The organism is Fulvivirga sp., assembly GCF_040220315.1.
Taxonomy (GTDB): domain Bacteria; phylum Bacteroidota; class Bacteroidia; order Cytophagales; family Cyclobacteriaceae; genus Fulvivirga.
Genome location: NZ_JAVJUY010000232.1, coordinates 1 through 10,659, shown reverse-complemented (window position 1 = coordinate 10,659; position 10,659 = coordinate 1). Strand labels below are relative to the sequence as shown.

Below are 10,659 nucleotides of genomic sequence, written 5' to 3'. Positions count from 1 at the left end.
CTCAACTTATCCCAATCGATGTTGATTGCCTTAACCCAACAGATGGAAAACTAAGGTTAGAACTGAATACGAGTGTTACTCAACCACCATATACAGTTACAATTGTTGATCAGGACAATCCAACAGACACAATAGCTGTCGACTTTGCTTCAGATTCCAATTGGCAAGGTGATTTGAGGGATTTTCCTACTACAAGTTCTTTAATTTCTGGTGAGTATACAGTTATCGTTTCTTCAACGATAGAGGGCGTATGTGATGTAACTCAGGATTTTGCCATACAAGGAGGTTCCGTACCTATTACCTTTAATGCTGATATCATAACATCATGTAATAATAACCAACCTTTTAATGAACTGGAGTTATCACAAATTGTTGGTGAAAACAACATAGGTAGTGAATCCTTTGTACTTAGAGTTCTTGATTTTAACGATGCATCGCAGGAACTGGCAAATATTCCGTTTAACTTAGATTTGAGTGTAACTCAAAGAAGAGCCATAGCAGAGTCGGAAAATAATATCTTCTCAAGTGTGTTTAATTCGGGAAATAGATATTTATTTGAATTAACTCAGGATCAAACAGTTTGTGGTGCGGTTTCGTCAACAGAAACAGTGGATTTTGATACGCCTGATGATATTGTGCCACAACAGACAAACCCAATTACCGCAACGTAACCAACCCCGATTGCGCCACACGACTCTACCTCAACATTACCTGGAGAATTTGATGGCGCCTTTGAAATCCAACAAATTTCAGGTGGAAGTGAGCCTTATGTAGTAACCCTGTTTGAGATCGGTAATAATAATCCAATAATTGATAGGGAAGCTGACTTTAATGAATTTGAAAGCAGATTCTTTACGCAAATTGATGGCTTGGATATTGGCACCTATGAATTGCTGGTAACCGATGCCCTAGGCTGTGAGTTATTAGTTACACCTATTGAAGTTTTATTAGATCGCAGAGTAATCATTCCTAATGTGTTTACACCAAATGGAGACGGCATGAATGACACCTTTGAAATGATCAACATCGATGATGGTAATACTCAGGTAGTAGTTAATAACAGGTGGGGTAAAACGGTCTTCGAATCTGATAACTATGGTAGAGATGCATTTTGGTCAGGTGGAGACACGCCTGATGGTTTATACTTCTACAAAGTTGAATCCAATGGGGAAGTTTACACAGGTTGGGTTGAAATTATTCGCGGAAATACTCCCTAAGCAGTAGAATTATAGAGAATAACAAAGAGGCTGTCTCAAAAGGGTCAGCCTCTTTTTTTATTCAAAATCATTTTGTTTCGATTACTCAACTCTGTGAGTCTCTGTGAACTCTGTCGTGATTTTGACCATTTTAGATCATAAGAAGTCTCTTAAAAGGACTTACTCAACTAAACATTTTTAAACCAAATTATACTTGGCTTTCTTTTTTAGTCAAGGACTTTTTAGAAAGACTCTTTGTTATAATGAGTTTAAAAACTTCATCGTATCTACATGGTCAGCATAATCATTTATGCCTGGCAATTGCGCTTCACCAAAGTCGAATGAATTTTTGTACCATCTGTTATTACTGACCACACACTGTATTTTTTCCTGAGCTCGTTCCAATGTATGGTTTAATGAATCTTGATCTAAATATTCTTCATAAAACAACACAGCTAGTGGAGAGACCAGGTTGCTACTTTCACGCAATAGTAAAAAGCCGTTGTCCAAATGTTTGTCACTGTTTACAAGGAAGATGGATTTATTATATTCATAATTGTTATTGTACTTATGATGATCGCCTACACTTTGGAATGACTGAATGGATTCGAAGAAGGAATTAAAATTATAACCTTCAGGAACATATAATTTAGATACATTTCTGCACCCCAACCCAAAATACTGAAAAATATCTTGCCCTAATTCTTTTAGCTCTTGCCGCGTTTCTTTGCCATTTAATACCCCGATAGACGTTCTGTTTTTTCTGATAATATGTGGGTATTTTGAAAAATAGTACTCAAAATATCTTGCGGAGTTATCACTACCTGTAGCAATAATGGCATCAATATCTTTTAATCGTTCAACAATAATAATTTTTTGTACTAACCTTGGATCTATTTCTATGAGTGAGTCAATAATAAACTTCATCAAAACAGAATCTTGGGAACTCATTTTTACCTTGATAGAATGACCACTGATTAATATGCATAACAAGTCGTGGAAACCAACTAGTGGAATATTTCCTGCCATTACTGTTCCAATTGTTTTAGAATCTTTGCTAAGCGTATATTTTGATGACCACTTATTAAGTGTTGGTTTATCAAGAAATGTAATTATACCGTCAATGGCACTTCTTACGCTCTCATAAGTAAACCATGAGTTGCCATTTTGAGCGTTTAGAGCCAGGTCTTCAAACTCTTCGTCAGTTAATGATTTTAACTTGTCACCAAGTTGACTAAACGCATTTATTCTTTCTTCTAAAGTCATTCTGTTTTATTTTAAACTAAACCATTAAGGTTGTTGTTTGTAGACATGTAGATAGTTTATACTTTTGCAAAGTTCTAAAATTAACTGAAGATTAAAACGTGCTATTACTATGGCAATAATGATAACCGATGAATGCATAAACTGTGGAGCTTGTGAGCCGGAGTGCCCAAACACCGCGATTTATGAAGGTGGTATAGAATGGAATTGGAGTGGCGGTACAGATTTAAAGGAAGTTGAAATGGAAGGTGGAGCTGTTATCGATGGCAAGGAGCTGCAAGAGCCGGTTTCAGATGAGTTCTATTACATTGTTTCTGGCAAGTGCACAGAATGTATGGGATTTCATGAAGAACCTCAGTGTGCGGCTGTATGCCCTGTGGACTGCTGCGTTCCTGATCCTGATTATGAAGAAACCGAAGAAGAATTACTGGATAAAAAAGCTTGGTTACATAACGAATAGCTCTAATGCATTTTTGATCGTTTGATTAAATATGCTTTGAGTATCTCATGATAACTTATTTCTACATCGGCCTCTATGAGGTCGATTTTCATTTGAGCGCATTTTAATTTCAGATTTTTATAAAAATCTTCTGCTGATTTCCTGAAATGATCCTTCACCTCAGAAGGTTGCAGTCTAATTTTTTCGCCAGTTTCCAGGTCGATAAACTCATGTGGCCGATCTTCAAATTCAAAATTGAATTCTGTTTTCCGGTCAGTTACGTGAAATAGGAGAACTTCATGTTTATTATGTTTAAGATGCTGCAATCCTGAAAATATCTCATCAAGATTCTCTTCACTATCAAACATATCAGTAAATAAAATGATTAGGGATCTTCTGGGAGTTTTCCCTGCTATTTCATGTAAAATACTGGCAGTTTGAGTTTTCTTAAGGGTAGAAGGGTTGTCATATAAATTTTGAAGCTCACTTAATAGCTTATTTAAGTGGGTAGAAGTGGATTTTTGTTCTGTCATTAGCTCAATCTGATCGCTAAAAGAACAGATACCCACGGCATCACGTTGTTTTTGGAGAAGATATGCCAGTAAAGCAGCGGCTACAATGCTAAATTTTATTTTAGCTTTCGATTCCACGGGATAATGCATCGATGAGCTGTCATCAATAACAATCAAACAACGTAAATTGGTTTCTTCCTCAAATCGCTTGGTATATAGTCGGTCTGTTTTAGCATAAACTTTCCAATCTATGTGCTTTGTGCTCTCACCAGTATTATAAAGCCGGTGTTCTGAAAATTCTACACTAAAACCGTGGTAGGGCGATTTATGAAGTCCCGTAACAAAACCTTCTACCAGTTGTCTTGCTAAGATTGTGAGATTACCTACTTCACGAATTTTTGACAGCTCTAACTTCATAGTAATATATAAAAGGGTGGCATAACGTAATATTCTTGAAAATGTTTTACAATTAACAAGGTGTGTTTGCTTTAAATATAAATATTATACTATATTTAGCTTCTGTTTAATTTAAAAAGAGGGCAAAATTTGTTAACTAAACTTTAGGATTGTGGAAGAGAATAACAATGAAAGAGAAGAAATTTATTCGGAGAGAGTAAGGGCCGGTAAAAGAACTTATTTTTTTGATGTTAAAGCAACGAAATCAAATGATTATTATTTAACCATCACTGAGAGCAAGAGAAGATACAAAGATGATGGCTATACTTACGAAAAACATAAAATATTTCTTTACAAAGAAGACTTCAATAAATTTCAGGAGGCATTAAACAATACTGTGAATCACGTAAAGGAAGAGTTGCTTCCAGATGTTGATTTTGAACAGTTTGATAGAAATAATGAAGATGAGACCACTGCAAGCGTAGATTCAGAATTGAAGTGGGATTAATAATGCAATAAAATATACAAGACCCCGTTTCGGCACACCTGAAACGGGGTTTTTTATTATGTTTGCCACATAAGGCACTATGCGCAATACAATCATCTATATTTTGCTGTTTACAGCACTTTTTATTTTTGCAGGATGGATATTCTCTGATATATTCTTGTACATAGCTTTCTCTATTGTGTTAAGTGCCATTCTTAGGCCTTTGATGCACTATTTATCTACAGCACAGTTTTTTGGCTTAAGGTTGCCCAGGCTTGTGGCTGTAATTCTATCTTTTGGCATTTTAGTGGCTCTCATGGTATCATTTTTTATACTTTTTATCCCACTTATCTCTGAGCAGGTAGAAGTTCTGTCATCACTTAATTATGATGACCTCTATCAAAAATTAACCATACCTCTTCAGAGTCTTGAATCATTTATGATTGCCAATGAACTCACTTCACAAGAGCCAGGATTTATTGTAAATAACCTAAAAAGCAACATTTTGAACTTCTTGTCCGAGGTTCAGTTTTCTAATATATTGAATGCTTTAATAGCACTCACCGGTAAGTTCTTCATTGGTATTTTAGCCGTATCCTTCATTTCTTTCTTTCTTCTATACGAAATGGGTAGTATGCGTAAAAAACTTATCTCCTTCATTCCAAATAAATACTTTGAAGTAACAATTACAGCGTATAATAAAATTGAAAAACTACTATCGAATTACCTTACAGGACTACTCATACAGATGTTTTCAGTATTTAGTCTGGCCGCATTGGGGTTAAGTATATTAGGTGTTAAATACTCTTTAACCATTGCATTATTTGCAGCAGTAGCTAACCTTATTCCTTATTTGGGGCCAATTCTGGGAGCAAGTTTCGGTATTATTGTAGGTATCTCAACCGGAATCGATCTAACCAATTTTCAGGATGTTATTTTCTTGATTTTGAAAATAATTTCAGTCTTTGCAGGAGTTCAAATTGTAGATAATGTATTTCTACAGCCCATTATCTTTTCTAAAAGTGTAAAAGCACATCCTTTGGAGATTTTTATAATTATATTTGCGGGCGCTTCGCTGGCAGGCATACCAGGGATGGTTGCGGCTATACCTTGTTACACCGTACTTCGAGTTTCGTTTACAGAGTTATACGAAGGTTACAGAAGCTATAAAATTTTTAAAACCCAGAAAAATACGATTTAATGGCACTCAAATGTGGTATTGTTGGTCTTCCTAATGTTGGAAAATCTACTTTATTTAATGCAATCTCAAATAACAAGGCCGAGGCAGCTAATTTTCCTTTTTGTACAATCGAGCCAAACGTAGGCGTAATTACAGTACCAGATGAGCGTCTTCATGTATTAGAGGAACTTGTTAATCCACAAAAGGTACTGCCAACAACAATAGAATTCGTGGACATAGCGGGCCTGGTAAAAGGGGCAAGTAAAGGAGAAGGGCTGGGGAATCAGTTTTTGGCGAACATTCGGGAAGTAGATGCCATTGCACACGTAGTTAGATGTTTCAACGATGATAATATTGTACACGTTGATGGTAGGGTAGACCCTTTGTCAGATAAAGAAGTTATTGACATAGAGCTTCAGTTAAAAGATTTAGAATCTATAGATAAGAAGATTTCAAGGATAGAAAAGCAAGCAAAGTCGGGAGATGCCAAATCTAAAAAAGACTTAGCAATACTCCTGAAATATAAACAACATCTCGAATCTGGTAATAATGCCAGAACTATTGAATTAGATGCAGAAGATAAAAAGTCAGTGGCAGACCTTCAGCTATTAACAGCAAAGCCTGTTATCTATGTTGCTAATGTAGAGGAATCTGCCTTGCCAAATGGAAACGAACATTCTGAGCGCCTGAAAGAAGGTGTAAAAAATGAGAGTGCAGAGGTAGTAGTTGTATCTGCCTCAATAGAAGCTCAAATTGCTGAGCTTGAAGATGCTGATGAACGTGAAATGTTCTTATCTGAATATAACCTAAAAGAATCTGGATTAAATAAATTAATAAAGGCTGCATATTCTATATTGAATTTAATCACATATTTTACAGCTGGACCAACTGAGGTACGTGCATGGACCATTAGAAAGGGTTGGAAGGCTCCACAAGCTGCAGGTGTGATCCACACCGATTTTGAGAAAGGGTTTATTAGAGCCGAAGTAATCAAGTTAGAAGACTATCAAAAATATAAAACTGAAGTTGCCTGTAAAGAAGCTGGTAAGATGGCTGTTGAAGGCAAAGAGTATGTAGTGCACGATGGCGATATAATGCACTTTCGATTTAACGTCTAGTTTGTGCAGATAATGCCATTTAGGCTTTCAGAATTGATTTTTTAATTTTATTTTTAATGACTATTTGCAGTTGTAATAACTGGTTTATTTAATAAAGCGGCAGATTTTTGAGATAGAACGTTTTTAGAGATACCTCTTTTTTGAACCGGTACCTATTTTTTTAAACGGTAATTTTTAGACAGTTGAGAGTCCGTATTGTTTTTGCATTAAAAAATAGGGGAAGTCATGTCCCTTTTCATCATCAATTTATGCTTGCGCAGATGATCAAAGGTATATTGATGAAAGGTCAAAACTCCGAAATGATCAACTACACTCTGTATAACTTCTCCGGACTTAAAGGTCAGACAAAAGTGAGTCGTAAAGGCCTCCATTTTTATTCTTCCAGAGTTACATTAGTTTTATCCAGCCCAAATAAAGATTTTATAGATTATTTCCTGAAAAACCTATTCAACTTTGAGCAGGTGGAGATAGGTACCCTTTTCTTAAAACCAGAGTCTGTTGAACTGGAAGAAACTATTGAATTTGAAGACTCCATTAAGTTTATCTGTATTAGCCCATTAGTTTTATTGAGTTCATCATTTAATGATAGCACGGCCAAAAGGTTTATACAGCCAGAAACAGATACTTTTTCAGATATGCTCTACGACTCTACAATTCAACGGATGCAAGAAACAGGAAGGTTCAGTGAGGAAGAGATCAAAAGTTTTTATAAGTTTCAAATAGTGCCTGATAAGAGTTACTTGGCCCGCCTTACCGCTGCTCAAAAGAAGTTTGCACGGATTTACCCTGTGTTTGATCAGGATGTGAAATATGAAGTGCGTGGCTATACCTTTCCATTTACAATGTACGCAGCACCTAAGGTGCAGGAATTTGTGTTCCACAGCGGGTTGGGCCAATTCACACATAAGGGCTTCGGTATGCTCGATGTGGCCAATTCTAACCCTAGCCAACGGGTTTTGAATTACGAATTTTCTTATGCCTAATTAAGGCGTTCGTTTAAAGTTAATTCCGAATACCCTACAAGTAAATCTCCTCTTAAATCAGGTGGGCTGTAATAAACAAAGATTTCATACTGATTCTCAGTCTCAAAATGGTTTCCCTCCAGATAATTATAATTGAGGGTATCGCTTTTTACAACATACTTATAATTATAAAACCCCTGCTTTAATAATTGTGTATTAGTATAAGTTCTAGTACGGCTATCTAGGGTTAATTGAGATGTTTCATCAAGTTTATAATCGTTCATTTTGCCAACTACGTGTATCGTTCCACCAATTGGTTCTCTTAAGGCAAGAGAAAATTTAGTATAGAGATAGTCCGATTCAGAGCTGCCTCCTGTATCCTGATTCTGAATATAGAAATTGCCATTGATGTCATCATATTGAGCATACGCCTGGTAAATTCTTGGGCCTTCCGTCATGATATAAGCCCGGGAAGGCCTTACCAGTAAATCAACTTTTTCAATATTTTGGCCTGGGTATCTAAGCGAACGCATATCAAAAAATCGATACTCGTTTCCGGCACTAAAATTATTCTCAAAATTAAAAAATTGATATACTAACTCCTGATTACGAAAAAATGATGGTTTTTCAATGATAAGCGCATTATACCACTGCTGATTTTGCCTAAGCACCACTCGGATTCTATCCAATGGATTGATTAACTCAATGTCTTCATAGTTTACCTTAAAATCTATCTGCTGGTTTCCCCTTTTCATGGAAGTGAGGCCATTGAGATTTGAAAGTATTTCTATGCTTACCGAAGGGTTGTAAATCATAAAACGTTTAGTAAGAATAATGTCCTTGTCGTCAGTCCCACGATATGCTACCAATAGGTAGTTGCCCGATTGCTTTACAGCAGGGAGCCTAAATGTATAATGGATATAGCCGATTTTTGTGTCTGTAGAATATTCATATTGAGTGATGTTGAACTCGTTAAAATCATACAGGTAATCTAAGGTTCTTAATCCGGAGGGTGTCCAATCGCGGTTGCAATGTATTATTTTAACACGATATTGTTCGTGTGCTTCAACTAAATCATCAAATTCTAAGGTTAATCTTCTAGACCCAATGCGATCAACTGGCGACAAGAAAACATCACCTGGATTTCCTGAATTTGGATATAATAGTACAGTTCTTATCTCTTCTTCATAGGTGGCATCCTCATACAATAATTTCTTGCCCGATTGTTGTGGGGATATTTCAGAGCCTATTAAGAGAGAGCAGAAGAGAAATAATGTTGTTAGACTAGTATTTATCATAATTATGAAAAAAACGAAGATACCTATTCCAACTCTTTTATAGAAAGCTGTGTCTTTAAAACATGCACCGCGGTAAAATATTGTAATGCATTCTGAAAAGGATCTGATTGAGAGATGTGTTAAAGGTGATCGAAAGGCTCAGAAAGAGCTTTACGATCGTCATGTGTCCGCTATGCTAGTGGTAGCACTGCGTTATTCAAAAGCCCGACAGGAAGCAGAAGATATTATTCAGGAATCATTCATAAAGGTTTTTGATAAGATTAAAACCTACAAAGGTGAGTCCGATATTAAGTATTGGATAAAAAGAATTGTGGTGAATACTGCTTTAAATCATCAGCGAAGTAAGCTGTATATGTTTCCAATGGTGGATGTGGAGGGTATGCATAATGATTTTCACTCAGAAATATCTCTGTCATCATATCATTTTAAGGAGTTGTTGCAGATGATACAGGAATTACCTGCAGGATGTCAGGCAATTTTTAATCTATATGCGATAGAAGGATATAATCATAAGGAGATAGCTGAGATGTTAAACATTAGTGTAGGTACATCTAAATCTCAGTATTCTAGGGCAAAAATGCTTTTAAAGGAACGAATTGAAAAGGAACAAAAAGTAAGTTATGAACGCGCCAGAAAATAGACGATTCGAAAAAGAATGGGAAATGGCTTTTGAGGGCAAAGAAATATCGCCATCAGATAAGCTTTGGGATGGTATTGAGCTTCACTTGGCAAGAAATGAAAATGAAGGTAATAAGAGAAGGCTCTTGTTTTTTAAACTAATGGCCGCAGCATCTATCTCCTTCGCCATGATTGTGGGCACCTGGGAAGGGTATCAGTATTATACAAGTGATCAGTCTAATTCAACTTATTCTGCTAAAAAGGAATCAGCTGTTGGTACTTCTGAGAAAGTCGAAAGTTCAACATCAAATGATTTATCAAATACTGAACAGGAAGGCAATAGCGCTAATACTATAATTGCCAGCAATGACGCTCGAGATAACGAAAATATCTCTAAAGAAAATATCTCTAATAGAAATGCTGATAATTCGGGCTCTTACATGATTGGTAAGGAGAAGAACCTATCAAAAACAAAAAGTGGCTCATTGATTAAGTCCAATGATGAGACAAATCAAACAGACAACCAGATTGCAGCCACAAACATTGAGGATAATGGTACATTATTAAGCGAGTTAAGTAAATTATTTACCTTATCTGAGTCTGAAGAATCTCCCAAAAAGATAACATCTCTTCAGGCAGATTTGAGTCAGGAAGAACCTGAAATGGCTGACCTGAGAATGGTGCCTTGGTATTCTCAGGCACAAACAAAAAAGAAGTCATCGGGCAAATCGTTATGGACGGGCATTAATATGTCTGCCGGAACTTTTGATCCTAATGTAAGTAGTAATTCTTCAGCAAATGTTCAACCCAGTGGCCTTGTTTCTGATGTTGAAAATACAACCGGAAATGAAAATGTGCCATTGACAATTGGACAAGAACGCAGTGGTACATCGCTAGGAGTAGGGGTAAATATTGGCTCACAAATTAGTGAAAAGGTTGTTATTTTCAGTGGCTTGAATTATCTCCAGCAAACTACTTCCAGTTCGTCAAATGTAGTAGCCAATGCAGGGCAAGCAAGAGCGGTTAGTTCTTACAATCAGTTGAGTAGTTCGGAGAGTTTGGCAATTACGAATGACTATGAAATCGAGAATACTTATGAGTCAGTTTCCATACCTGTGCAGGCAGGATATTATCTTCTGGATAGAAAATTTAACATACTTCTAACGGCTGGTGTGGCTAACGATTTTTTT

At 36.3% G+C, this 10,659-nt stretch carries 12 protein-coding genes; 9 read left to right on the top strand and 3 right to left on the bottom strand.

Annotated features, from left to right (window positions below):
* Both RLO81_RS11230 and RLO81_RS11225 read left to right on the top strand, forming a co-directional pair.
* Window positions 1-671, top strand: a 671-nt coding sequence (locus RLO81_RS11230) for a hypothetical protein (protein WP_350111515.1), incomplete at its 5' end; no start/stop codon positions are given.
* Window positions 672-869: 198 nt separating this feature from the next.
* On the top strand, window positions 870-1,217 hold the full coding sequence (locus RLO81_RS11225; protein WP_350111513.1) for a T9SS type B sorting domain-containing protein: 348 nt from the start codon (window positions 870-872) through the stop codon (window positions 1,215-1,217).
* Between the two features lie 237 nt (window positions 1,218-1,454).
* Here the strand turns inward: RLO81_RS11225 and RLO81_RS11220 are convergent, their stop codons facing one another.
* Complete coding sequence (locus tag RLO81_RS11220) at window positions 1,455-2,462, bottom strand: acyl-CoA reductase (RefSeq protein ID WP_350111511.1); 1,008 nt, start codon at window positions 2,460-2,462, stop codon at window positions 1,455-1,457.
* A 109-nt stretch (window positions 2,463-2,571) separates the two neighbouring features.
* Here RLO81_RS11220 and RLO81_RS11215 point away from each other — a divergent pair, with 109 nt between their 5' ends.
* Window positions 2,572-2,919 (top strand): 4Fe-4S binding protein, encoded by a 348-nt coding sequence (locus RLO81_RS11215; RefSeq protein ID WP_350111509.1) that lies wholly within the window; start codon window positions 2,572-2,574, stop codon window positions 2,917-2,919.
* Between the two features lie 2 nt (window positions 2,920-2,921).
* Here the strand turns inward: RLO81_RS11215 and RLO81_RS11210 are convergent, their stop codons facing one another.
* A complete protein-coding gene (locus RLO81_RS11210; protein WP_350111507.1) occupies window positions 2,922-3,827 on the bottom strand; it encodes a DUF58 domain-containing protein in 906 nt (301 codons plus the stop codon).
* 151 nt (window positions 3,828-3,978) lie between these two features.
* On the opposite strand from RLO81_RS11210, the gene RLO81_RS11205 reads away from it, so the two are divergent.
* The 4 genes from RLO81_RS11205 (at window position 3,979) to RLO81_RS11190 (ending at window position 7,574) form a co-directional block, all read left to right on the top strand.
* Window positions 3,979-4,314 carry a DUF3276 family protein gene (locus tag RLO81_RS11205; protein ID WP_350111505.1) on the top strand — a complete coding sequence of 112 codons (336 nt, stop codon included), beginning with the start codon at window positions 3,979-3,981 and terminating at the stop codon, window positions 4,312-4,314.
* 79 nt (window positions 4,315-4,393) lie between these two features.
* Window positions 4,394-5,494 (top strand): AI-2E family transporter, encoded by a 1,101-nt coding sequence (locus RLO81_RS11200; protein WP_350111503.1) that lies wholly within the window; start codon window positions 4,394-4,396, stop codon window positions 5,492-5,494.
* Entirely contained in the window at window positions 5,494-6,591 is a 1,098-nt protein-coding gene (gene ychF, locus RLO81_RS11195) for a redox-regulated ATPase YchF (RefSeq protein WP_350111501.1), read from the top strand. Before RLO81_RS11200 ends, ychF begins: the two co-directional genes overlap by 1 nt.
* A gap of 182 nt (window positions 6,592-6,773) precedes the next feature.
* Window positions 6,774-7,574, top strand: a complete 801-nt coding sequence (locus RLO81_RS11190; protein ID WP_350111499.1) for a CRISPR-associated endoribonuclease Cas6 — start codon at window positions 6,774-6,776, stop codon at window positions 7,572-7,574.
* Here the strand turns inward: RLO81_RS11190 and RLO81_RS11185 are convergent.
* On the bottom strand, window positions 7,571-8,851 hold the full coding sequence (locus RLO81_RS11185; RefSeq protein ID WP_350111497.1) for a type IX secretion system plug protein: 1,281 nt from the start codon (window positions 8,849-8,851) through the stop codon (window positions 7,571-7,573). The genes RLO81_RS11190 and RLO81_RS11185 overlap by 4 nt on opposite strands.
* An 85-nt stretch (window positions 8,852-8,936) precedes the next feature.
* On the opposite strand from RLO81_RS11185, the gene RLO81_RS11180 reads away from it, so the two are divergent.
* Window positions 8,937-9,491, top strand: coding sequence for an RNA polymerase sigma factor (locus RLO81_RS11180; RefSeq protein WP_350111495.1), 555 nt, complete (start codon window positions 8,937-8,939; stop codon window positions 9,489-9,491).
* The coding region (locus RLO81_RS11175; RefSeq protein ID WP_350111493.1) for a hypothetical protein at window positions 9,472-10,659 on the top strand (1,188 nt) is incomplete at its 3' end. The genes RLO81_RS11180 and RLO81_RS11175, both read left to right, overlap by 20 nt.